Here is a 231-nt window from a genome sequence, read left to right as displayed (position 1 = left end):
TCGGGAACGGCGTCCAGATCTGCCAGCACCCGTGCCCGGTGTCGCACGTCGCCGCCGAGTTCCCGGAACTGTGCACCGCGGAGAGGGAAGCCGTCGCCGACCTCCTCGGAACGCACGTCCAGCGCCTCGCGACCATCGCCAACGGCGATTGCGCGTGCACGACACCTGTGCCCCTTCGCACACTGTCGACCCCCGATTCAGGCAATACCGACGCCGACGTCGGTGTTGCAC

1 pseudogene is annotated in these 231 nt (G+C 68.4%); it reads left to right on the top strand.

Annotation, left to right across the window (positions count from 1 at the left end):
* Positions 1 to 231 (top strand): annotated as a pseudogene (locus AC0IX4_RS23430) (transcriptional regulator); the annotation flags it as partial.

The organism is Rhodococcus sp. AC861 (assembly GCF_979256035.1).
The sequence above is the reverse complement of the archived record's forward strand: the minus strand, read 5'-3'. Positions and strand labels throughout refer to the sequence as shown.